Origin of the sequence: Shewanella sp. Iso12, assembly GCF_012030025.1 — a bacterium.
Classification (GTDB): Bacteria; Pseudomonadota; Gammaproteobacteria; order Enterobacterales; family Shewanellaceae; genus Shewanella; species Shewanella algae.
Genome location: NZ_JAAUHW010000008.1, coordinates 38,007 through 60,166, shown reverse-complemented (window position 1 = coordinate 60,166; position 22,160 = coordinate 38,007). Strand labels below are relative to the sequence as shown.

Annotated in this window: 14 protein-coding genes; 3 read left to right on the top strand and 11 right to left on the bottom strand. The window is 55.2% G+C overall.

Features of this window, described 5'->3' with window-relative positions; translation table 11 throughout:
* Window positions 1-86: 86 nt before the first annotated feature.
* The 10 genes from HCX89_RS14170 to HCX89_RS14125 form a co-directional block, all read right to left on the bottom strand.
* Window positions 87-2,876, bottom strand: coding sequence for a pitrilysin family protein (locus tag HCX89_RS14170; RefSeq protein WP_167716483.1), 2,790 nt, complete (start codon window positions 2,874-2,876; stop codon window positions 87-89).
* Between the two features lie 68 nt (window positions 2,877-2,944).
* Window positions 2,945-5,293 carry a TonB-dependent siderophore receptor gene (locus HCX89_RS14165; protein WP_167716481.1) on the bottom strand — a complete coding sequence of 783 codons (2,349 nt, stop codon included), beginning with the start codon at window positions 5,291-5,293 and terminating at the stop codon, window positions 2,945-2,947.
* 353 nt (window positions 5,294-5,646) lie between these two features.
* Window positions 5,647-6,504: a pirin family protein gene (locus HCX89_RS14160; protein ID WP_045283031.1), complete on the bottom strand. Its 858-nt coding sequence runs from the start codon at window positions 6,502-6,504 to the stop codon at window positions 5,647-5,649.
* Between the two features lie 99 nt (window positions 6,505-6,603).
* On the bottom strand, window positions 6,604-7,527 hold the full coding sequence (locus HCX89_RS14155) for a phosphatidate cytidylyltransferase (protein WP_025008904.1): 924 nt from the start codon (window positions 7,525-7,527) through the stop codon (window positions 6,604-6,606).
* Complete coding sequence (locus HCX89_RS14150; RefSeq protein ID WP_025889733.1) at window positions 7,524-8,162, bottom strand: lysophospholipid acyltransferase family protein; 639 nt, start codon at window positions 8,160-8,162, stop codon at window positions 7,524-7,526. The genes HCX89_RS14155 and HCX89_RS14150 overlap by 4 nt, the downstream gene beginning before the upstream one ends.
* A 19-nt stretch (window positions 8,163-8,181) precedes the next feature.
* Window positions 8,182-8,610: a hypothetical protein gene (locus tag HCX89_RS14145; protein WP_025008902.1), complete on the bottom strand. Its 429-nt coding sequence runs from the start codon at window positions 8,608-8,610 to the stop codon at window positions 8,182-8,184.
* Window positions 8,603-9,988 carry a phosphatase PAP2/dual specificity phosphatase family protein gene (locus HCX89_RS14140; protein ID WP_167716479.1) on the bottom strand — a complete coding sequence of 462 codons (1,386 nt, stop codon included), beginning with the start codon at window positions 9,986-9,988 and terminating at the stop codon, window positions 8,603-8,605. Before HCX89_RS14140 ends, HCX89_RS14145 begins: the two co-directional genes overlap by 8 nt.
* Complete coding sequence (locus HCX89_RS14135; protein WP_096140995.1) at window positions 9,988-11,757, bottom strand: bifunctional alpha/beta hydrolase/class I SAM-dependent methyltransferase; 1,770 nt, start codon at window positions 11,755-11,757, stop codon at window positions 9,988-9,990. Before HCX89_RS14135 ends, HCX89_RS14140 begins: the two co-directional genes overlap by 1 nt.
* 25 nt (window positions 11,758-11,782) lie before the next feature.
* The gene (locus tag HCX89_RS14130; RefSeq protein ID WP_071238429.1) at window positions 11,783-12,397 is read right to left on the bottom strand and encodes a CDP-alcohol phosphatidyltransferase family protein; all 615 of its coding nucleotides are present in this window, start codon (window positions 12,395-12,397) and stop codon (window positions 11,783-11,785) included.
* Between the two features lie 195 nt (window positions 12,398-12,592).
* Entirely contained in the window at window positions 12,593-15,604 is a 3,012-nt protein-coding gene (locus tag HCX89_RS14125) for an ImpA family metalloprotease (protein WP_254428398.1), read from the bottom strand.
* Between the two features lie 247 nt (window positions 15,605-15,851).
* On the opposite strand from HCX89_RS14125, the gene HCX89_RS14120 reads away from it, so the two are divergent.
* Together HCX89_RS14120 and HCX89_RS14115 are read left to right on the top strand one after the other, a co-directional pair.
* Window positions 15,852-17,450, top strand: coding sequence for a TerC family protein (locus HCX89_RS14120; RefSeq protein WP_145839213.1), 1,599 nt, complete (start codon window positions 15,852-15,854; stop codon window positions 17,448-17,450).
* Window positions 17,451-17,820: 370 nt separating this feature from the next.
* Complete coding sequence (locus HCX89_RS14115; protein ID WP_167716475.1) at window positions 17,821-19,800, top strand: GGDEF domain-containing protein; 1,980 nt, start codon at window positions 17,821-17,823, stop codon at window positions 19,798-19,800.
* Between the two features lie 2 nt (window positions 19,801-19,802).
* On the opposite strand, the gene HCX89_RS14110 is transcribed toward HCX89_RS14115, so the two are convergent.
* On the bottom strand, window positions 19,803-20,531 hold the full coding sequence (locus tag HCX89_RS14110) for a DUF3581 domain-containing protein (protein ID WP_028779485.1): 729 nt from the start codon (window positions 20,529-20,531) through the stop codon (window positions 19,803-19,805).
* A 401-nt stretch (window positions 20,532-20,932) separates the two neighbouring features.
* On the opposite strand from HCX89_RS14110, the gene HCX89_RS14105 reads away from it, so the two are divergent.
* Window positions 20,933-22,153, top strand: coding sequence for a porin (locus tag HCX89_RS14105; RefSeq protein WP_096140999.1), 1,221 nt, complete (start codon window positions 20,933-20,935; stop codon window positions 22,151-22,153).
* The last annotated feature ends 7 nt before the right edge of the window (window positions 22,154-22,160 follow it).

The following is a 22,160-nucleotide window of genomic DNA, read 5'->3' as shown; positions in this document are numbered from 1 at the left end:
GCCAACGCTCTATCACTTCTTACTCACCCACTTTCCAACTCTCAAAAAAAGCGCCACCCCGGGGGTGGCGCTTTTTTGCCTGTATTTTACTCGCTTGCCGGCAGCATCACGGCCTCAAAGACCCGGCTTTGCAGGATAAACTGCTTAAGCAGGCTATTCAGCTCAGCGGCAGTGACCTCCTCATTGAAGCGAATGTTTTGTCCTATCTGCTGCGGCCCGCCCACTGTCATATAGCTTTGGCTGACCGCCTCCAACCAACCGAGATTGGATTTAAGCTCCCGCTGCAGCCTGTCCTGACGCTGACGGCGCTTATTTTCCAGCGAATGGGGCGATACGCCCTCATCAGTCATCCGCTTGAGCACCAGATGCAGTTGCTGGATCAGTTCATCGACCCGCTCCGGATCGCTGCTGAAGCTGATACGGCCCGAGCTGAAATCTTCCCCCGGCTCCTGCCAGAACCAAGCGGTTACCCCATAAACGCCGCTGGCCTCCTCCCTGAGTTTGAGCCTGAGCTGCTCCTGAATAAGCTCCCCCATGAGCGACAACTGATAAGCTTGCTTTGCTGACCAAGGCTGCGGATAGGAGGTTAGATAGACCTCTGTTTCGGCTCTGGGCTCACCGGAGACAGGCATCTGCAGACGCTCCTTTGGGGTCGCCGGCCGAATTTGGTATTGCTTGCGCGCCTCGCTTTTTACCTCAATCCCGGCCAGATACTGCTCGGCCAAGTGAATAAGGCGCGCCTCGTCGATATCGCCGACAAAGAACAGAATAAAGTCGGTATTACCCAGCATGTGACGGCGATAATCGGCCAGCAGCTCATCCTCGGTCAGGGTCGTCAGCAACTCGGGATCCGGGTTGTAAACCGTCGGCACTCCGGGATAGCGCCTGGCATCTATGGTGCGGGCAAACTGTTCCCCTGGATCATTGGCATATTGTGCCCGGGTCGCCTGATATTCTTCGCGCCAGTGCTTCAAGGCATTCGATGCAAACTGTACCTGCTGCAACTTGAAGCGAAACAGCTGCAGCAGCGCCGCCAGATCATCCCTATGGGCCCAGCCGGAAAAGCCTTGCGTCTGGCCGTCCAGCAAACTGGAAAGCACCAGAGGATAGTCGCTGTCATAGTGGTCGATCGCCTGCTGCGGCACCTCGCCGGCACCGAACTCATCCGCCAGGTTCACCGCAAGACGCAGCTTTTGCGCCTCCGAAGGCGCCAGGCTGCCCATCCCCCCGACAGTCAAGGCCTTGAAGTGCACTTCACCCGGATTGAGATCAGATTGGCTGAATACCAGACGCAACCCGTTGCTGAGTCGATACTCCTTCAGGCGTCCATCGGCGGCTTCACCGATAAAGCGACTGCTGCCGGCCTCGGCCTTGAACTCAGGCATCTCAGAGGTCTGTTGCCCGGCGTCAAAGTCGCTGTGCTGCCTGCTCATACTCTGCTGCCATAATGCATTGGCTTCAGCACTCGTCAGTGCCGATATCTCCCCGGCCCCAAGAGTCTGCAGCAATAAGCGGGAACTTGGCGCCGTTAAACGCGCCAGCGCCTGATTGATATCCTCGGTCGTCAGCGAGCCAATCAGCTCCAGGTTGAGCCTGGCTCTGTCTTTATAGCTCAGCCATGGGTCGAGATTGGCGGCGGTAGTGACCAGGTCACCGGCAATATCTATGCTGAAAACCGCCTTGTCGGCGCGGCGCTGTTCCAATTTCAGTTGGCGTTTCAGCTGGGAGGCCACGGCCTTATCGCTGAAACCATGCTGCTTGAGGGTGGCCAGAAGATCAAACAGTGCACTGGCGGCGCTATGGTACTCACCCTTCTTGAGCTGCAAGGTGAAAATGCTTTGCCTGGTCTCACGGCCGATGGCCGAGGAGAAGAAAGCTCCCGACAACAGCCAGTCTTGATGTTGCTTCTCCCACTGTTGCAGACGCAGATTCAGCATACGCCCGGCTATCTGCTCGGCCAACTCGCGGCGATAACCGGCCCGCGAGTAATCCGGCTCAAGCGGCGAGAAAAAGCTCAGTTCCAGCGTCGGCTCTTCGGCGCCAACTTCATGCACCTTGGCGGCCCTCAGACCCTCTTGCAGCGGTATGCCAAAGTCCACGGTTTCCAGCGGTGTTGTGGCCGCTGGCATGGCTCCCAGATATTGCTCGACCATGGACTTGAACTTGGCGACATCTATATCACCGCTCGCCACCAGCGCCATATTATCCGGCCGATACCAGCGGCGATAAAAGTCGGCCACCCGCTTGCCGGATACCTGGCGTATGGTTTCGGGATCGCCTATAGGATCGCGCGTCGCATAACGGGAACCGGCCATTTCGATGGCGGACTTTTTGTCCCCCAAACGCAGCATAGGCCCAAGCCTTGCCCGCCACTCCTCCAGCACTATGCCACGCTCGGCATCGAGATCGTCGCGGGCAATGCTCACCTCTGCCGCCCAGTCGGCAATAATTCTAAGCGCCAGCTCCAGAGTCTGCGGCCGGTTATCCGGCAGATTGAGCAGATAGACGGTATTTTCAAAGTCAGTGAAGGCATTGACATCTATGCCAAACTTCAGCCCGGCATCCTCCAGCGCGCTGATGACGCTGTTGCCCTGAAAGTGCTTGCTGCCGTTAAAGGCCATATGCTCGACCATATGGGCCACGCCCCTTTGGTCGTCATCTTCATGCATGGAACCGGCGTTGACTACCAAACGCAGATACACGCGTTTGGCCGGGGCATCGTTGGGGGCCAGATAATAGCGAAAGCCATTGTCCAGCCGGCCCTGAACCAAGTCAGGATCGCTGTTCAGAGGCAGCATCTCGCTGGTTTGACAGGCCGCCAGCAGGCAAGCCATCGCCGCCATCATCAGGCGGCCGAATCGTGTTTTAACAATCATCTCAGGATTTCCAGAACTCAACAAAAAAGCAGCTTCCGGTGAAGCTGCCCATCACTACGACTCAGGGTTTAGAAGCGATAACCCACTTCCAGCCAGAACTGACGCCCTGGGGTATAGAGGCCGTATTCGCCGTTCTGGTTGGCCTTGAGGCTATACTGGCGTACCTGGTTGAGCACATTGTTGATATCCAGCTGCAGATAGACCTCACCGCCCAGCGCCTGCGGCTCCCAGCGAATACGGCTATCCCACTGGGTGTGACTGCCGAAGTCATAGCTGCGGTACATCTCCAGCGCCGCCTGGCTGTTTACCGACTCATATCCCCGTACCGGCGCCTTGACATAAAGCTTGTTGCCCCAGGTGATATTCCAGGCCGGTAACTCCATATCCAACCCAAGACGCACCATCCACTCTTCCTGGGATGAGTTGACCTTCTGCTCCATCTGGCGACGGCTCATCATGGCGCCATCGAGCATCACGGCCTCATCCGGGTTCATCGCCTTATCCAGATCGTTGCGATCTGTCTCCAGCCAATCGGCCGCCAGCGACCACTCCCATTGACTGGCACCTAAGGTCAGCGGCGCTATGTTATTCAGTTGCAGGGTGTAGACATGAACCTTGTAGTCTTCGCCATTGCGATAGTCGTCCACCTTGACGCTGCCTACCTGGCTTCTATGGGTCACCAGCCGATCGCGATAGTCCCTCAGGGTATAGCGACCACTCAGGCTTAAATTGCCCAGATTCTGGTGCAGCGCCAGGGTCAACTCATCGGAGAAGGGGGTTTTCAGATCCTTGATGCTTTCGTATCTGCGGGTGTGATCCTGGCTGAGTTTAAGTATTTCATCCGCCAGCTTCATCGAAGCGAAAGAGCGGCCATAGTAACGGTTAAGCCCGATATCCACCCGGGTGCCCTCGACGACATCCCAGTTGAGTGCCAGCCGCGGCGCCAGGTTGAGATTATTCAGGTAGTCATCATGCTCAAGCCTCAACCCGGGGCGGAATTGCCAGGCGCCGAATTTGATGGTGTCCTGCAGATAAGCCGCCGAGTTGCGGTGGCGGGTGTCTATGCTGCCGGCCAATACGGTTTGTTCATCGAGCGGCATCTCCATGCCCGACATTATCAAGCGGATCTCCTGATTGACCTCCCTTGGGCGGTAAAAATCATAGTCGGTCTGCTGGAAACTCAAGCCGGTTTCCAGGCTGTGACTGACATCGCCCCAATAGAGGCGTTTGAAGCTGACATCGGCCAGCAGTTGCAGATTTCGCTGCTTGAGACGACTGTCGCCATAGCCCCCCTTCTGGTAATCCAGCCCGCTATCGGCATCACTGATCACCAGCACGGTATCACTCTGGGAGTGACGCTCATCCTCAAAGCTGTCGTAGGCCGCCTTGAGGGACAGACTTCCCAGGCTGAACTCCCGCTCCAGACTCAGGGTCGACCCCAGTGCCGAGTGGCTGTCTTCAAAGTCATTGTCTATGTTCTCGCCCATAAACAGGCCTTCACGGTAGGCCGAATAACGCCAGTCCCAGTCGATTCGGGTCAGGGGATCCGGCGTCCAGGCCAGATTCAACAACAGGTTGTCCGATCTGCGGCTCTGATCCTGAGAATCAACCGTACCTTCTGCATCCATGATCCGGCTCTGGCGAATGCTGGAGCGGCGTTGACCAAAGGCCAGCACCATGCCCAGCTCGTCGTTAATCCCCTGCTGCCATTGCCCCGAATAACTGTGTTTAACAAAATCGGGCTGATAGATGGCCTTACCCCCTTCGGGCCTGGCCTGCTGCAAAAACTCATTAATGTTGGGATCAACCTTCTGGCTGGTCCAACTGCTGCGGCTGGTACGGTAAAGCAGCTGGCCGCCGTTGACGCCGTTATAGCTCAGGGTATCGGCCACTACGGCCCCGCCGGTAAAGCCCCCCAGGCTGGCCGGCACATTGTTGTCATAAACGGTGATCCCGGCCAGCATGGCGGCATCGAAAAAATAGGCCTGCTCTGAGCTCATCCCCGGCAAGACCCCGACACTGCCGTCAAACAGGCCTGAGCTGGGATCCAGATCGTTGTTGATATTGATGCCATCAATAAGAAACGCCGTCTGTTCAGACTCGGCGCCATAGATGGAGATCTTCGACGGTTTGATTTCACCGCCACTAAACCCTTCATCCAGCCCCTCCAGGCGCACCGCAGGGTTGGATTTGACCAAGTCGCTCAAGTTGCCATCGGCCGAAGGGGTACGGCGGATCATCTGCTCATCCAGAGTGCTTTTGCCATCCAAACCGTTATCGGCTCTGTCTTTGACTGTCACAACCGCGCTGGTTTCGGGCGACTCATTCGAAGAGGGCGCTTGCTTATTTAGCGTTTCGGCGCCGGATGCGGCGCAAAAGAGTACGGCTGCCACAGCAGAAGGTGCGGGGTATTGCATATAAAACCTGACCAATGAGAATGATTCTCATAATTATTACAGGCAAAATATTTCCCGACAAGATAGCCAAAATTCAGCCAAGGTAATAAGAATGTTTTGTAAAAAGCGCCACAAGTTTAACTTTTGGTAACTTTTTGAGAAAGGAGCAAACAATAAGGCCCAGGCTAACCTTTAAAACCAATCAAAGATGGAGTTGGACAAAACCCATTACAGGTTAACCGCACCGTATTCCAAATGACTTTTTAACGAAAAAATCTTGAAAATTTACATTTGTGTCAGCGCTGATGTGTTGTTTGGGCAAATAAAAGGCAAGAGGCGGCCACAGCAAAGCAGCCGTCTGTTGCCTATGTCAGTTAAACGGAACCGGATGGGATCTCACCGAAATCACCGTTTTGGTAGTCACGAATGGCCTGCAGGATCTCCGCCTGGGTATTCATCACAAAAGGCCCCATCTGCACCACGGCCTCACCAATGGGGTTACCGGCCAGAATGAGCAGCCCCGCGCCCTTGAAACCGGCTTGCAGCTCGAGAGGATAACGACTGTCGAGCAGCAACATATTACCGGCGGCCAGTTGTTTGCCATCCGGCAGTTGCAATTCACCACTGTGCAGATAGAGCGCCAGTCGCCCCAGATGACTGAGATCCAACTCGGCTTGGGCATCAGGCGCCAGCGTCAAATCGGCAATCGCCGCATCGCCGGCCAACCCGGTCAAGGGAGCACTGGCTTCAGTACCGGCGAAACGCCAGTCACCGGCCAGCAGTCTCAGGCTGGCGCCGTCAGTTTCAAGCTGTTGGTGTTCATCGGCTGCGCTGTCCTGATACCTGGGCGGCCGCATCTTGTCCTTGGCCGGCATATTGAGCCAGATCTGAAAGCCATGCAGCCCCTCTTTGGCATCGGCCAGCGGCATTTCGGAGTGGACCACACCGCGGCCGGTACTCATCCACTGCACCTTGCCTTCGCGGATGGCGCGGACATTGCCCAGTTGATCCCTGTGCTCAAAGCCGCCCTTGCGGATATAAGTAAAAGTTTCCATACCGCGGTGGGGATGCGGCGGAAAACCGCCGAGATAATCGCGTTCATCGTCGGAGCGGATCTCATCCAGCATCAGATAGGGATCCAACGCCAGAGCCTGAAAATCGGCGACCCGGCTGATATTGACCCCATCGCCGTCAGAGGTGGGTTGCGCCGGCAGTATTTGCAATATTTTCATCATTGGGCTCCTTCACTTTGGAATAACCCCAGCTTACTGCCGACAAATAACAACAAAAAGCGCATTTATCCGCTATGAGTCTTCGACTTTATAGAAAGGTCACACCCACCAATAGCGCACCACATGGAAGAAAACCGGCGCAGCAAAACAGACAGAATCCATGCGATCCAGCATGCCGCCGTGGCCCTCTATCATATGGCCCCAATCCTTGACGCCGCGGTCACGCTTGATGGCCGACATCACCAGTCCCCCGGCAAAGCCGAGCAGGTTCACCAGTAAAGCTATGATTGCCGCCTGCCAGGGGGTGAATGGGGTGATCCAGAACAGCGAGGTACCCACCAGCGTCGCCAGCAATACCCCACCGACCAGGCCTTCCAGGGTCTTGGAGGGCGACAGCTTGGGTGCCACCTTGCGTTTGCCAAACAGCTTGCCACAGCAATACTGCAGCACGTCGGAGAGTTGCACTACCAGAATGAGCCAGGCAATCAGCAGCAAGTTACGCCCTTCATAGCCCTCTATCTTCAAGGTCATCAGCGCCGGCACCGACGAGACACAATAAACGGCTATCATCAGCCCCCACTGCACCTTGGCGGTACGCTCAAGGTAACGTGTAGTATCGCCGCCAAGTGCTGCCAGAATCGGCATCAGCAGGAACAGATACACGGGAATAAAGATACTGAACATGCCGTACCAATGGATGGCAATAAGCAGATACTGCACCGGCAAGGCAAAATAGAAGGCGGCGACCAGGGCCGGATAATCGCTGGCCCGGGTCGGTGTCAGGGTTAAAAACTCCCTGAGCGCATAGAAAGATACCAGGGCAAACAGCAATATCACCCCATAGAGCCCGAACAGGAAAGCTATGCCTATGGCCAACACCATCATCCACCAGGCATCGATTCTGGCATTGAGATTGGCAATAACGGCGTTGTTGCCCTTACGCCAGGCCAGCAAACGACCTATCAGGGTCGCTACCACCAGCAGTAGGCCAATACCGGCAAACAACCACAGTGTCTGGTTCATACTTCCTCCCGTGACATTGCCAATAGTGCCAAACGCAAACGCTCGAGAAAGGCCACCTTGGTTTCCTGCGGCTGCAGCTTGATAGGCGTACCAAAACTCAAAGTGCAGAGCAGCGGCAACGGCAGATAACGCCCCTTGGGCATGGCGCGATTGAGGTTGGCAATCCACACGGGGATCAGCTCCAGATCCGGGCGCGAGTGTGCCAGATGATAGATTCCACTCTTGAACGGCAACAATGGCGCCTCGCTCAGATTACGGGTTCCTTCCGGGAAGAAGATCAGCGAGTCGCCCTCGGCCAGCGCCTTTTCCACCGGCGCCAAGGGATTGCCCTCACCATGGCTCTCTCTTGGAATAAGCACGGCATTGAATACCCGCTGAATAATAAAGCGCCTCAGCGCCGTCTTCTGCCAATACTCGGCGCCGGCAACCGGACGTGTCTTGCGTCTCAGCAAGGCAGGCAGTGATGCCCACAGCAACACAAAGTCACCGTGACTGCTGTGATTGGCAAAGTAGAGCCGCTGATTGTGATTGGCGCGGCAACCAAGCCACAGGGCGCGGGCACCGGTGACCAACCTGGCCGCCGAGGTGATCCCAAAGGCAGTCAATCCCGCGAGCCAGCCGATTAGGGTATCCATAGATAAGGGTAAACTCCTCTTACAGGAAAAAGCGCCAGACGAGTAACAACACCAGCGCCGCGGCCTGCCCGGCAAAGCAGAGGAACAGACGCTTTAGCAGCGCCTGCGCCCCTTGGGCGCGCTGCAGCATACTGCGACCGGCCTGTTCTTCTTTAAGCCAGCCGAGCTGCTGCATGCTGTGATCCAGACGTTCGCAGGAATGCTCCCCTGCCAGGGCGGCAAACAGCTTGGCATCCAGCGCCACTCTGAGGCCAAAATACTGTCCGGCCAGTCCGAAAAGCACCATCAACAGGGCGCTGAGCAGTTCCGGCCATCCCTGAAGCTTGCCGCCCCAGAGAAGCAGCAAAGGTGCCAACATCAAAACCGCACTGAACCAGCGCAGCGGCGCGGCATTGCCCAATAAAGTGGCCACCAATTTTGCCAGATCCCGCTGCTGCGACTCAGGCATGTTGCACCTCGGGTGGGCAAAAACCGGACTTGAGCCGCTCTAGGTAAGCCAGAGTTTCTGGCTTGAAAACCACCTTGGGCCTAACGGCGGCAATCATCTTTGCGGCATCCAGGGCACTGCCGGCCCGACCGCTCAGCAGCAACCAGGCTGCCAATACCAAGGCGCTACGGCCATAACCCAAGGCGCAACATACCAGTAGAGTACCTGAGGTGCGCAAACACTCGAGCCGCCTGACCGCTTCCAGGCAGTCCTGTTCATCCGGCAAGCATAAATCCAGCATGGGCATGGGCTGATACCATTTGAGCTTGCCTTCGGTCATCCCCCGAGCGGGTGTCAGCAAGGCCTTGCCCGAATAGGGAAAGGGCAACTCGGCGCAGAGATCCAATATCGCATCATATTGCTGCGCTTCACTCATGGTGGGCATGCGCCCGAGCCAAACCCCGGGCAGCACCTCTTGCGCCGCCACCTGGCCACCGGTCCAGAAACGAATATTGAGCCAGGCAAACAAACGATAAGGTAACAACAGCCAGCGACTGGCGAAGCTGGGATGGCCCAGCTCACTCTTTTGAAAACCCGCGGCGGCAAACAGGAGATAATTGAGCGCCACCATGACCAGCGCCAAGGCCAGCCAAAACAGCAGCATGCCAAGGAGACTCATGGGCCAGAGCAAGGCCGCGAGCAGCAGCAAGACGGCGCCCACGCCATAAGCCGCTGCCAGCTTGAGCCTGCGGGGTTCCTTCGCCAAACTCAAGCGGCTGAACGAATGTCGCGGCCACAGCCAGAGGCAGAACAGACCGGCCGCCAGCCCTGTGGGTAGGTCGATAAAATGATGTTGCCAGGTAGTCAGCACAGACAGGCCAATCAAGGCAAACCAGCCGTGGAGCAGATAACGCCAGGCGCCCTTGGCCCGCTGACTGTATTCACTCCAGAGCACCACCAAGAGGGCGATGTGCAAAGAGGGCGCCTGATTAAAAGGCTTATCAAACCCCATCAGGAGATCAAACAAACCACCAAAAACGCCGTCGAGCGGCGGGCGCTCAAAACTGAATTTAAGGGGCCAGATGAGAAAACAGCCGATACACAGAAGCTGTACGCTCAGCAGCCTGAGCCCCAGTCTGTCTATCCCCTTGCGGCTGAGGGGGAGCAGAAACGCCAGGCCGTAGAGAAGATCTATCGACCAGTAAGGCACTATGGTCCAGGGCCAAAGCGGAATGGCGTGCTCCCAGGAAAACACCAGACTGGGAACCTCACTTTGCTGCGAGGCATACCAATTGGCAAAACCATAGCTGGCAAAGAAAAACGGTGCCAACAAGGCCAGCCAAAGCAGGCCCCGGCGAATGGTGCCGACCTCGCGTCGACGGGCGGGCAACTCAGGCATCAGTCGGCCTTACGCGCCATGGACACGGTAAATATGCCCCACTCATCCACTCTTTGAGTCAACTTGTGAAAGCCGTTGGCTTTGGTCAGTTGATCCATCTCCTGCTGACTGCGGCGACGCATCACCCAAGGCTGACCATCTCTGTGGCTGGTCAGGGCCCGGCCGATGAATTCCAGCTGCGGATGCCAGGGCTGGCCCGTGTAGATAAGCAGGCCTCCGGGCGCCAGCGCCGCGGCGATACCCGCCAGGGAGCGGGACACCATCTCATTGTCACCAAACAGCTCGTAAAGGCCGGAGACTACCGCCAGGGTTGGCTTGGGCTCGACCGCCGCCAGCGAATCAAAGTCGAAGGCATCGCCCTTTTCAAAGCGCACTATGTCACTGAGGCCAAGCTCATCGATGAGGGCGCGGCCGTCGCGGATATTGATATCACTGTAATCACGCAGCAGCACAGAATCGGGCTTGATATCGCTATTTGCCAGGCTCTCCAGCAGATAGCGGCCATGTCCGGCGGCCACATCCATCAAATGCAGCGGCTTTTCTTCCTTTCTCAGCGTCGACAGCGCCTGCGCCAGCAACTCTTCGATATGGCGTTTACGCTGGCGTATGCCGCGCCAGCCAATGGCATTGAGATATTGTTTGTCGACAAAGCGGCCAAACTCCCCCTTGCCGGAGGGTGTGTTGCGATAGACATAGTCCAAGGTACTGCCCGAATCGAAGCCGCGCTCGAAACCCAGGGCAATGCCCTCTGAGTATTTCTCCCCCAGCTTCATCACTGCGCGGGTGGCTTGCCAGTATTTGGCCTGCCAGGAAGCCTCGGGCAGAGGGGCGGCGAGCGATTCGCTCTCGGCGCAGCTCGGGCCAAATTTATCTTGCTGCAACAAATTCACTTCCGCCTGCGGCGAGGCGATATTGGCCCGCAGGAAGCGTCTGATCCTGGCTATCGGGTCGGCCCGGTCCAGCTCTCCCAGGGTGTCATGGTAAAAACCGGGCAGCAGGTGCAATTCTTTACGCTGGGAACCCAAACGCTCAAAAAACTGCTGCTGCGGCTTGCGCCGAACCACATAGTCGGCGCCCGAGATCAGTACCTGAGTCGGTACAGTAATCGCCTGGGCATTGGCCACCACCCTTTCAGCGGCATCATAAAGTCCCAACAACACATTGACCGAGATCGGTCTGGCGATCAGTGGATCTGTCTCAAAGCTGTATTGTCTGGCTGGGTCATGGGTCAACAGCTTGGCCTTAACATAGCTGTTGACGAAAAAGTTGCCCTTGAGGCTCCTCAGCAGCTTGAGCCCAGGGATAGCAAAAGGCACATAGAGTTTGACGCTGAAGGCCGGCGACGCCAGCACCAGCGCACGAATAGAAGGCGCATAGTCATGCACCCAGGTGCTGGCCAGCACGGCGCCGACACTTTGGGCCACCACACACAGCTGCTCTTGGCTGAAACCATGTTTGCCCTCTATGTGTTCCACAAAGGTCTGAATGTCGCGGACACTGGTACCGAAGGAGGGACTGTCGCCTCTGGCGCCCGGTGATTGCCCATGACCACGGGCATCCCAGGCGAAAAAAGCCTGCTCAGGCAGCGCCAGTTCATCCACCAGGTGCGCCATTCGGCCACCGTGTTCATGGCCACGGTGAAACAGCAACACGGCCCCGGGATCCTCTTGTTCATTGGTTTCCAGCGCCGGCCAGAAACGATAAAACAGCTGGAATCCATCATGGGTAGTAAAAAAGTGTTCCTCGGGTACCCTTGCGGCATTATCCATATATTTCATTCCTTTGATAAACAACTTAACTTGCGCTCTCGCCCTGCTTCAAACCGGATTTTACCCGGTTGAATATGGTCAGGCAGAGTAACAGGAGAACCAATGACAGGATCAAATTGAGCCAGAATGGCGTCAACCAACCCAAGGCGACGGCCAGCCCCAGAATACCGAAGACAAACGCGCGATCGCTCTTGCCCATGGGGCCATCATAGCGGCGCTCTGCCCCCACCATCAGGCCTAGCACTCCGGCGTATTCACTGGCAATGGCCAGTAAGGTCAGGGCGATCACCAGTGCAGGTTCCACACCACCGAGCAAGGCAAAAGGCAGATAGAGTATCGCATCCGAAACAATATCGGCGAGCTCATTGAGATAGGCGCCGAGACGGGATTGCTGCCCAAACTCGCGGGCTAACATGCCATCTATGGCATTGAGCGCCATTCTTTTCAGCATCCAAATCGGGATGAGGGCAAAGAGCCAAGGATGAGGCCAGATAAGCAACAGGGTTCCCAGCAGTATAGAACCCAGCGCCGCCAATACCGTGACTTGATTGGCGCTGACGCCGCGCCGATACAGACGGGTAACCAGTGGCCTCAGTAGGCCCTGAAAGCGGGATTTCAACTGATAAACAGACAAACTCATTGGCTACAACATCCTAATCGAGAAAGGAAAGTTCTCACAGTCATCCTTGAGTATCGAGCAAATGACCAGAGTGCACTATGCCTGATTTTTAGTGTGCTTCAAAGTGCTTGAGGGAAAAAGCCGCGGCTGAATCACGCCTCGGTTGCAATGCTGTCGGCAATAGGGAAAGAGCGCCGAAGCGCCCTTTCCTCTCAGTTACCAGTTGGCATCCAGAGTGAGCTTGGGCACCGCCAGCTCAGCACATTGGCTCGAAAGGCGATAGAACACGGCTTCGGCGGCCGAGTAACCATAGGCTGCTACCTGGTTGGCGGCCTGGGCCTGATAGCGCACACCCCAGAGATCGAACCAGGGACGCATATCCAGTTGCAGCAACTTCGACAGGCTGAGCAGCATGAAGTCGTTGCCATCCAGGTTCGGGGCATCGATATAACTGCTCATGCCCAATGCATCCCTCATCTCGCCCCAGCGAGCGGCGTCGGCAATCGCATGGCTGAACAGACGCTCATGCAGATAGAGCAAGGTGAAAATCTGCCAGCCGTTGTCCAAACCTGCATGCTCTTCGGCCAATGCCGCCAGCTGCAGATAGAAATCCAGTCTGGGCCCGGCGTTGTCATAGGTGCCGGTCTGACTCCAGAGCTTGTCGTAGATAGAGGTCACAGGATCGCTGCTGTTTTGAGCCTGTTTCAGCCACTCGAACGTGGTTTGAGGTGACTGGCGATCGCAGCTGGCGATCCGCTCACCACTATCTTTAAAGCGTTGCCAGCCCTTGTACAGAGGGAAAATATTATTGGAGACTTCACCGGAGCGGCCACCATAGATTTTCAGCCGGTTACGCTGCAGATTGTGGCCTATCTCGTGACTCTCGCCCCAGCCGAAGGGGCTCAATACCCAGGCTTGATCATAGGGGTTACCCGAGCAGCCGCCACCGCAGTGAGCCGCCTCATCGACATTGATGTGCTGCACCTTGGGTTTGGCATGGATCTGTTCATTTTGGCAATCCCACCCCAGCAGGGCGCAGCGGGCAGCCACGCTGGGTGCCAGCGCCAGCCCTTCGCCACTGAAGCCAGCCAGATCATAGGTCCCCTTGATCATATAGCGCCAAACATCATTCAGGGCCTGCTCCACATCGCCGCGGTAAGGCTCGGCATAGATGAACTGTTTCATCATATGCTTGCGGGAGTTAATTTCGACAAAGTCGGTACGCAGCCCGGCCCAGCTCAGCGGGCTGGTTTCAAGCGCCGTCAAATAGCCACTCGCTTGGTTGAAATCCTTGAGGTAGGGATAGGCCAGTACATTTTGTGCTTCAACACTCACCACGCCCTCACCGGCCGGCAGTTGCAGCATCAAAGTCCCGCCATAAGGGCTGCTCAGGGTCAGAGGTTGCCCGGGTTTCAGGGTCAACTCGACCGAGCGCAAAAATTTGGGGCGCTGGTATCCCTGGTTATTGAATTCCCGGGTTGAGCCGGTTCTCTGGGTATTGATAAAGGCCTTGACCGTCAGCGGCAGTGTGTCTTTACGCTCGAGACGCACGCTCTGGCCGGGCAACAAGTAAAAACCGCTGCCGCGATAACCACTCTCTTTGCCCAGTGCCATTTCCAGGCTGACGTTTTCAAGAGTTAGCGTTTGCGGCAAAGGATCGCTGAAATTGCCCAAATCCGGCTGCGCTGGATTATTCCCCCTCAAATACAGCACCAAGTGGTCGGCCAGGTAGGCCGCCAGAAAACGCCCTTGCGGCGTGGTTTCCTTATCCATGGGATAAGCTATGTCGGCACGGTAAAGATCGCCCAGCAACACAAAGAGTTTCAGCAGCCTGCGCCCCTCGTTGCCGAACAACACCTGACCACGGCTATCCAGTTGATTGAGTGAGTTTTTAAGCGCTCTGGCACCGGCAAGGAACTCAGATTCAAAGCCGTTGACCTTGTCACAGCTCACTTTACCCACATAGGTTTCACAGCCGGACCAGTCAAAGTTGAAGTCATCATCAATAAGGTGCTGTGTCAGGCGCTGCTCACCGCCAAGCAGTGGGAAAGCGGCCGCCATGGCCGTGGCCGAAGACCAATCGGCAGCGGCGCTGGCCCAGAAGTTACCGCCATAGGGCAAACTGACCCCCATGGTTCCGGCAATGGCGTCGGCCACCGCATTGGTCGCTTCATACCAGTTGTGCTGATAATAGAGTGCCTTGCCCGATGCCAGCGCCCGGGAATAGACGCCGGCTATCTGCCCGGCATCGATATCGGCCGCGCGCCAGCCACTGATTAACAACTGGGCATCGGCGATACAGGCTTCCAAAGTAGCGACCTGATTACAACTTTTGATGGTCCAATTGGGAAACCGCCCTTGCAACCAACTGCGACTGGCATTCTCCTGACCACCAAGAAAGCTCAAGGACACGGTCAATGGTTGCTGCAGTTCTGCCGCTTGCGCTCTGTTCAGCAACCAAGCCAGCAGATTGTCATTGGCTGGCTCCATGGCGGTGAGTTCACCGGCATGGAAACGGGCAAACAGATGGGTACCAAAGGCCGCAAAGCGCCCGGTATGCTGCTCGCCGGCGACGGCCAAGACCTGACCCGTGTTGGCACGCAGCAGAGGTGTGGCCATTTCCGGCTCGATGATATTGAACAATTGAGTTCGGTTGCCTAGTGCATAGGCCAGCGCCGTATCGGCAAATACCCTTTGCCGCAGGGCTTGCTCATTCGAGCGCAGCTGCGTTATCTGTGCGACAATCGCCTCAAGCAGAGTATCCGGGTCCAGCCCGCTTGCATCACCACTTGCCAGCGCCCGCTCCAGAGGGCTTTGGCCGTCCACGCCAAAAACTGCCAACTTGAGGCTGACGCTGCCACCACGGCCATCACTAACCTGCAATAGCCCTTGATCGCTGCCCTTGGCATCTTTATCTGCTTTGTAGCTCAGCATATCGCCATCGAGACTGAACTGCCCCAGCTTGCCCTGCTCGGCAATGCTGGCCTGCAAGGGATCGCCATCGGGATCTGACACATAACCTTGCCAGTTGACCGCAATACTCTGCAGCGAGCTGTCATAAGCCAGCTGAATATCGTCACCCTTGGGCGCTTGATTGACGCCGGCAGGCGGCTGCAGATTATCGTCGCTTGACCCGGCGCCACTTTCATCATCACCACCGCCGCAAGCGCCAAGCAGTAAACTACCCAGTAATATCGAGTGCAGCAACAGGGGCTTTTTTCTTGCCATCACAGATGTTTCCCATTTGTTATTTTGGGTTAATTCTAAAGTCTGACACGGAAAGATAAAACCTTTATAATCAAGTTTTTAAATAATACACAATACGTAAATTTTATGACTCCAAGGCAGTTTTTTGACACTCGTTCAAGCACTGCTGCGCCAGCAAAGGATTAACCATAATTAATTCAGCATTCCGCCCAAGTTATGCTGCAATAGGCCCAAGTTAAACCCACTTTGAGGCCCTTGGTTCACCACTATGGAACTTTTGCTCGACCCACACATATGGATCGGACTCTTTACTCTTATCATCCTCGAGATAGTTCTCGGCATAGACAACCTGGTATTTATTGCCATTCTGGTTAAAAAACTCCCTCAACATCAAAGAGACAAAGCCCGGGTCATAGGCCTGTCGCTGGCCCTGTTGATGCGCCTTGGCCTGTTGGCCGTGGTGTCCTGGCTGGTCACCCTCAACCAACCTCTGTTCAGCCTTGCCGACTTCAGTTTTTCCGGTCGGGATCTGATCCTGATATCCGGTGGTCTGTTCCTGCTGTTCAAGGCCACCAGTGAACTGCATGAACGGCTGGAGTCCAAAGAGCCGGAAATTGGCCAGAAAGTCGCCTACGCAAGTTTTGGCATAGTTGTTACCCAAATACTGGTGCTGGATGCGGTATTCTCCATCGACTCCATTATTACCGCGGTCGGCATGGTGGATGAACTCTGGGTGATGATGACAGCCGTAGTGGTGGCCATGACAGTGATGTTACTGGCCTCCAAACCGCTGACCCGCTTTGTCAACGCGCACCCAACCGTGGTGGTGCTCTGTCTCAGTTTCCTGCTGATGATAGGTTTCAGCCTGGTAGCCGAAGGCTTTGGTTTCCATATTCCCAAAGGTTATCTATATGCCGCCATAGGTTTCTCCATCATGATCGAGTTCTTCAACCAGTTGGGGCAACGCAGGTTCGAACAACGTGAGGCCCGTAAACCCTTGAGGGACAGGACGGCCAACGCCATCTTCAAGCTGATGGGCGGCAAGAAACAGTTTGAGGAAATTGAAGAAGATGAAGAGGTGCCCGAAACTGAGCGCGCCTTGAGCAAGTGCTTTGCCGAAGATGAACGCAACATGGTCGGCGAGGTGCTGACTCTGGCCGAGCGCAGCATCAAGAGCATTATGACGCCGCGGGCCGAAATAAGCTGGATTAACCTCAGCCACAGCCCCGAGCAGATAAAACAGCAATTGCATGGCGACAGTTTCAGCCAGTATCCCCTGTGTGACGGCGACATAGACAAGGTCGTGGCACTGGTCAGTGCCAAGGAGTTGCTGGCAGCCATAGAACAACAACAGCCGCTGCAGAGTCTGCGCCCCGGCCACAAGCCGGTGATAGTGCCGAAAAGCATTAGCGTATTCCGTTTGTTGGAAGAGCTGAAACGCGCCAAGGCCGACATGGCATTGGTGACAGACGAATTCGGTGCCCTATTGGGACTGGTCACCGGCCACGACATTCTCGAAGCCATAGTCGGCGAACTGCCCCAGGAAGACGAGGTCGAAGAGATCCGCATCGATGGCGATGGTTGGCGCGCTCGCGGCAGCATAAATCTGCATCAGTTGGAGAAGCTACTGGGCTGCGACGAACTCGAGAGCCATAATCACGAGTACGTCACCCTGGCGGGCATGCTGCTGGCACGCTTTGGCCGGATCCCGGAAGCAGGTAGCGTACTGACTCTGATGCCCTGGTGCTTTGAGGTAACGGCGATGAATCAGCATCAGATAGCCGAAGTCAGAATTAGCCGTCTTGATCAGCAAACTGACAACAGCCCAGCCAGCGACGGCCCCTATCAAACGCTGGCAGAAAACTGATCAACAAGCGCCGATAGCAGCCAGTATTGCTTGGCAATCGGCGCAGCTTTTGCTCTACCCGGATTTCATTTCAACCATCATCCTACTGAAGTTTCAGCTTCTTTCTCTTGATTAATATCTTTCTTTACTCACTTCTTTTTCGAAGCACTTTCAAGGCAACTCACGGTGAACTCCTCACCTTGGATTTCAACCAGGGTTAGCTTCAGGCTCGGCCATGATGTAGCTTTTTTGACCACTCCACCTCTATCAGACAATTCCCAAATCCGGGTAGTAAGTAGCGAATAATTAGACAAACCCCGGCAGCGAACGCGATAATCTCTCCAAAATATGACTTTTATCAGACATTTTCGGTTCAAAGAGCACTAAGAGTATGAAGAAACGCTTCTGCCACCCCTTGATCGCAATCTTTATGGTTCTGGCGAGCCCGACCTTGTTGGCGGCCAATGCAGAGCAATTCTCCCGCTTGCTTAAAGGGGCCGAAAGCCAACTCTATTCCCTGCCACAACGGGCACAGGCGCAGCTCTACGAGATGGAAGGCGATCAGCTCAAGGACCTGCCAAAGCCCTTAGTGACCCGTTTTTATCTGACCAAGGCGACAGTGTCTCTGCTGCTGCATGAGGTCCCCACCGCCGAGCAAGCCGCCAAAGAGGGCCTTAAGCTGGCGGATGCCGGAACCAGCGAACATACCCTGCTGGAGCTGAGACTGGTACAGGTAATGCTGCAAACCGGCAAGGTCAAACAGGCCATCAGCGAACTGCAAAAAATAATAGATCGCAACCAGAACTCTGCCGATAAAGCAGTTCAGGCCGAAGCCCTGCTACTGAAGAGCAAAGCATTTGAACAGCAAGGCAAGCTGGATGCATCCTACGCCAGCCTGATGCTGTCATTGGACGCTGCCGATCAGAGTCAGGACAAGGAGTTGCTTGAACGGATCTCCTTTGGCATGGGCCACCTCTTGGTGCGCCTCAACGGCTTTGAACGCTCGGAAAAACTGCTCAAGAAGGCGTTTAATTTCTTCAAGGACAGAAGGATGTCCTACAACCAGATGCTGGTGCAATTGGATCTGGCGCAGTTGGCTGAACGTCAAGGCAAGGCTGAAGTCGCCATTGACAGGTATCAAGCAGCGCTGGAGTTGGCCAGAGTGCTGGGTTACGGCCTGTATCGCTTTCGCATCAATGTGGAATTGGCGCTGAAGTACCGGGAGCTGGAAGATGTGTCATCCATGTCCAGGCACCTGCAACTGGCCGACAACCTGCAATATCGTGAGACTTCAACCCTCTACACCAGTCGCTTTCAACTGCTCAAGGCTCAGGACTTGCTCAATAAGCATCAGTATGCCGAGATGGCTGTCTATGTCGACCCTCTGCTTATCGGCTTAGCCAAGGAAAAAACCTTGTTGCGCTCTCAGATAGAGCTGTTAAAGGTCAGCGCCGAAGGCTTTGCCGGGTTGGGCAATTTCAAGCGCGCCTACGAGGTGCTGGAGCAGTATCAGCAGCGCTTCGCCGCATACAGCTCCAAAGAGTTGGTCAGTAACCTGGATCGCCAACAGTTGCTGTTTAACTTAGAGCGCCTCGAGTTTGAGAACCAGGATCTCAACTGGAACAACGTACTGCAAAAGCTGGAGCTGGAAACCAACCGCACTACCCTGAATCAGCTCAATATCATCAGCAGCATAATCCTGTTGCTGCTGTTGCTGGCCACCGCTGTTATTCTCTGGCTCAATCGCTCACGCTTGAAGTGGGGCCTGCTGGCCAAGACTGACAGCCTCACCGGCCTCTATAACCGTCGCTATCTGGCCGGCTGGTTGCTGTACCATCAAGCTACAGAGGAGCAAAACCAGGAAGCGCAGCCCAAGTGGCGCATGTGGCTTGACCGCCTGAAAGAAGTGTTACTGCCGACCAAGGCCCAGAGCAGCCATGGCCCGTTGGCACTGATTACTCTCGACATTGACCATTTTAAAAAGGTCAATGACACCCATGGTCACAATAACGGCGACAGAGTGCTGACCGAACTGGCCAAGGTCATGAAAACCTCGCTGCGGGAAGATGATCTGCTGGCTCGGGTTGGCGGTGAAGAGTTTATGTTATTGCTGCCCAATACCGGCTTGAATGACGCTGTGGCTGTCGCCGAAACCCTGAGGCAGAGTGTGGCCGAACACATATTCACCCTGGAAAGTGGTGAGCCGCTTAGGCTCACCGTCAGTCAGGGGGTGGCTTTGGATGCCGACGGCAGCCAGAGCTTCAGCCAACTCACTGATACTGCAGATAAACTCCTGTATCAGGCTAAGCAGCTGGGGCGTAACCGGGTCGAAAGCAGGCTGGCGCCGGGCTCAGAAGCCGCCGCAGTTTGAATTTAGGCGTTTGTCTGTGAGCAGCCATTCCAGCTGCCATCGCGGCGCGCCTGATACTCGCTGACCATAGCCTCGACAGCCGCCTCATCGAAGGGGCGCAAGCCGCTGAGTACCAAGGTCTTGCGCCCGGTGCCCACCTGCTTGTCATCGCTGATAAGCGCGAAATCCAGCGTCACATCACCGCGCTTGCCATCGACTTTGAGACTGCTGTTAACCAGTTCCAGTTTAACCTGCTCAAACTCCAGGGTGTCCAGCTCAAAGCCCATGCTTTCATAGATAACCAATGGCCGCGCCGGATTGATGGTTACCTGATGCTCACGCATCAAAGGCACCAAAACATGGATAAAGTTGAGGCCGGAAAAAGCCACATAACTACGGATAAAGGACTCCAACTGTCGTTCACAGTGGCGCATTTCACCATCGCGATGGACATTCAGGTAGCGTTTGCCGCGCTCATCTTCTATCGCCAGCTCGGCCCCCTGGTCACTGGGAAAATGCAGACATACGCCGTCTCCTACCATGCCTTCAAACTTGAACTGCATCCGGCGGCTGAGGCCATAATCGTTCAACACCAGGGCAAAAAGGAGATCGCCGGGAACACAAAAACGTTTGGCATCCTCATCATGGATGGGATTGAAATCCCCTGCTACACCCTTGGCAAAATCACTGGCCTGTTTGCGGCCTATGGTTATTTGGTTATTTTCTCTTTTAAAATAATCAACTAGAAACATCTTGTTCGAACACTCACAAAGCCAAGGCTAACCGGAATAAAAAGGCCGATCAGTTTAACCGCCTTTTGACAAATAACTCACCCGATCTGTTGCCCCAGTCTTCCGGCCAAGGTTGAAAGTTCAAAAATTCAGCAATCGCACTTCAGCGGGTTTATCCGGGAATGACGTCAGGCTCTCCTCTTGCGACTAAAACATAGTCTTAATACTTTAATAAAAAGATCAAAAACTTACATTGTAAGCATCCGTTTTCAGACAAAACATTAACAATAACAAGTAAGTTTACAGATACTGACATTTGTTAATTTTTATCACATTAATAAATGCAAATCGTTTGCATTTATTAAATCAATTGCTAGAATTCGCCCGATTTCAACAACAGTAACATCACAACGGGAAGCAAGATGATCAAGAAAACTCTCATTGCCAGTGCGCTACTGACAGCCCTGTGCGGCCCGCAGGCGTTCGCCTCGGACGAGACTCAGGAGCTGCGCAAAATCATCGAACAGCAACAAAAAGTCCTCAAGGATCTGGAGCGCCGTCTGGCAGAAACCGAAAAGCGTCAGCAACAAACTGCCGAGCGTGTCGAGCAAACTGCTGAGCGGGTTGAACAGACCGCCGAGGTGGTAGATGCTACGCCGCAAAAAACCGCCACCACTATTGGCGGCTATGGCGAGCTGCACTACAACAACATAGACAACAAGCTGGGCGAGGATAAGAAAGAGTTCGACTTCCACCGTTTCGTGCTCTTCTTCGGCCATGAGTTTACCGAAAACACCCGTTTCTTCTCCGAGCTGGAAGTGGAGCACTCCATCTCAGGCGATGGTCAAAATGGCGAAGTCGAGCTGGAGCAGGCCTACATAGAGCACGACTTCAACGAAGCACTGACTGCCAAGGCGGGTCTGTTCCTGATGCCGGTTGGCATCATCAATGAAACCCACGAGCCACCGGCATTTTATGGTGTCGAGCGCAACCCGGTTGAGAAAGACATACTCCCGGCTACCTGGTGGGAAGCGGGTCTGGCAATGAATATCCAGGCGGCTCCCGGACTGGCCTTCGATGCGGCCGTAACCTCGGGCCTGAATGTCCCTACCACAGGAAAAAATGCCTATAAGCCAAGAAGCGGTCGCCAAAAGGTTTCCGAGGCCAAGGCTGACGATCTGGCCTATACCGGCCGGGTGAAATACACAGCCGTTCCCGGTCTGGAGCTGGCAGCCACGGTGCAGTACCAATCGGATCTGACTCAAGGCGAAGCCACTGTAGACACAGCCTCAGCTCTGATGTGGTCGGCGCACGCCATCTACCACATAGAAAACTTCAGCATCAGAGCCCTCTATGCCGAGTGGGACATAGATGGATTTGAAGCCGAAGCCCTGGGCCGCGACAAGCAAAATGGCTGGTATATAGAGCCGTCCTACCGCTTTAACGAGCAGTTCGGTATCTTCGCCCGCTACAACGAATGGGACAACAATGCCGGTGACAATCAAGACACCAAAGAAACTCAAACCAATGTGGGTATCAACTACTGGTTGCACGAGAATGTGGTGTTCAAGGCCGACTACGAAAAACGTGGCGGCAAGTCTGACTCAGACGGTTTCAATCTGGGTGTAGGTTATCAGTTCTGATGATCTT

Excerpts from the sequence above, each read along its gene's own strand:
- HCX89_RS14170 (WP_167716483.1), bottom strand. The coding sequence starts at position 2,876 with ATGATTGTTAAAACACGATTCGGCCGCCTGATGATGGCGGCGATGGCT.
- HCX89_RS14160 (WP_045283031.1), bottom strand. The coding sequence starts at position 6,504 with ATGAAAATATTGCAAATACTGCCGGCGCAACCCACCTCTGACGGCGAT.
- HCX89_RS14125 (WP_254428398.1), bottom strand. The coding sequence starts at position 15,604 with ATGGCAAGAAAAAAGCCCCTGTTGCTGCACTCGATATTACTGGGTAGT.
- HCX89_RS14130 (WP_071238429.1), bottom strand. The coding sequence starts at position 12,397 with ATGAGTTTGTCTGTTTATCAGTTGAAATCCCGCTTTCAGGGCCTACTG.
- HCX89_RS14120 (WP_145839213.1), top strand. The coding sequence starts at position 15,852 with ATGGAACTTTTGCTCGACCCACACATATGGATCGGACTCTTTACTCTT.
- HCX89_RS14165 (WP_167716481.1), bottom strand. The coding sequence starts at position 5,293 with ATGCAATACCCCGCACCTTCTGCTGTGGCAGCCGTACTCTTTTGCGCC.
- HCX89_RS14145 (WP_025008902.1), bottom strand. The coding sequence starts at position 8,610 with ATGCCTGAGTCGCAGCAGCGGGATCTGGCAAAATTGGTGGCCACTTTA.
- HCX89_RS14110 (WP_028779485.1), bottom strand. The coding sequence starts at position 20,531 with ATGTTTCTAGTTGATTATTTTAAAAGAGAAAATAACCAAATAACCATA.
- HCX89_RS14150 (WP_025889733.1), bottom strand. The coding sequence starts at position 8,162 with ATGGATACCCTAATCGGCTGGCTCGCGGGATTGACTGCCTTTGGGATC.
- HCX89_RS14140 (WP_167716479.1), bottom strand. The coding sequence starts at position 9,988 with ATGCCTGAGTTGCCCGCCCGTCGACGCGAGGTCGGCACCATTCGCCGG.
- HCX89_RS14105 (WP_096140999.1), top strand. The coding sequence starts at position 20,933 with ATGATCAAGAAAACTCTCATTGCCAGTGCGCTACTGACAGCCCTGTGC.
- HCX89_RS14115 (WP_167716475.1), top strand. The coding sequence starts at position 17,821 with ATGAAGAAACGCTTCTGCCACCCCTTGATCGCAATCTTTATGGTTCTG.
- HCX89_RS14135 (WP_096140995.1), bottom strand. The coding sequence starts at position 11,757 with ATGGATAATGCCGCAAGGGTACCCGAGGAACACTTTTTTACTACCCAT.
- HCX89_RS14155 (WP_025008904.1), bottom strand. The coding sequence starts at position 7,527 with ATGAACCAGACACTGTGGTTGTTTGCCGGTATTGGCCTACTGCTGGTG.